2 protein-coding genes are annotated in these 1,153 nt (G+C 50.6%); both read right to left on the bottom strand.

What is annotated here, in order from left to right:
- Positions 1 to 920 (bottom strand): C4-dicarboxylate transporter DcuC (gene dcuC / locus Q0314_RS01215; protein ID WP_298055606.1); only part of this gene is annotated, 920 nt, incomplete at its 3' end.
- Between the two features lie 11 nt (positions 921 to 931).
- The coding region (locus tag Q0314_RS01210) for a Type 1 glutamine amidotransferase-like domain-containing protein (RefSeq protein WP_366114283.1) at positions 932 to 1,153 on the bottom strand (222 nt) is incomplete at its 5' end.

Below are 1,153 nucleotides of genomic sequence, written 5' to 3'. Positions count from 1 at the left end.
CCTTTGAAAAATTCCTTCGTAATTTTTTGAGGATCGGTTAGAGTAACGGCGATGGTGAGGATAGCGCCCAATAGCATCGCTTCGGCGACGCCCATCTTCGTCCATTTTAGAAAAGAGACCTGATTTAGGCTCGTGCCGCCGATTACTAAGATCACTAGCGGCACTAGCGGCATAAGCGCGTATAAGACGTTTATCTTTTGAGGCTGCGCGTCTAAATTTGAACCGTCGGCGGAATTTGCCGCGGCAGAGCTTGCACCGCCCTCTTTTTGCGCTAAATAATTCATCCCTTTGGTGTAGTCTTTGCAAACTATCGCCGTTATACTCATTACAATCAAAACTACGATCAAAGCGGTAATCGCGCTGGAAAACTGCACTCCGATGACGTCTTGAACCGTGTAGGATGGATTGTGCGCCTTTACCATATCGGCTACAAATACGTTATGCGCCGAGCCAGGGCTTAAAACGCTACCGAAAGTGCCCGCAAACACCGCTGCACCCGCCATCTCGGGCTTAACGCCCGCAGCCATCATCACGGGGATCAGCGTAGCGCCGACCGCAGCGGAGCAGCCCGCAGCAGAGGGGATAGCGATATTGATAAAATATGTAAGCGCCACGACGAGCGGGATCAATAAAAATCCGATATTGCCGAGGGGCCTGGTGAGTAAATTTACGAGCGCGCGGTCGCAGCCGGTAAATTTCATCACGAAGGCAAAACCCATGCTGGCGCATATCGCTTTAATGAGTCCCGCCTTAGTCATATACGAGGTAAAGGCGCCCAGCCCGTCCAGGGGCTTTAGACAAAGCACGCACAGCATCAAACCCACGCCGATAAGCACGGTTTTAGTATCCTTTTTCATGATTAGCAAAGCGACGACTGCGACGATACCCGCAAGCGCCAAAAATAGCCTAAACGTCTGCACGATAACTCCTTTTAAATTTTAAATTTACTTCCCGCGGCGATGCGTGAGATCTCTTTTTTGTACCCAAATTTCAGCACGTCCGCATGCCCCATCACCTCGCACTCGTTTCCGTTTATCAAAAACGCGCTGCCCTCGGGCATAGCATAGACGCTGTCGTTTTGATTGACGATCAAAAACTCCTCCAGCCGCTCCTCCCTGCTCTCGCCGTTGTGGTTTGAAATTTTACCGCTTAT

The organism is uncultured Campylobacter sp., assembly GCF_938040115.1.
Taxonomy (GTDB): domain Bacteria; phylum Campylobacterota; class Campylobacteria; order Campylobacterales; family Campylobacteraceae; genus Campylobacter_A.
The sequence above is the reverse complement of the archived record's forward strand: the minus strand, read 5'-3'. Positions and strand labels throughout refer to the sequence as shown.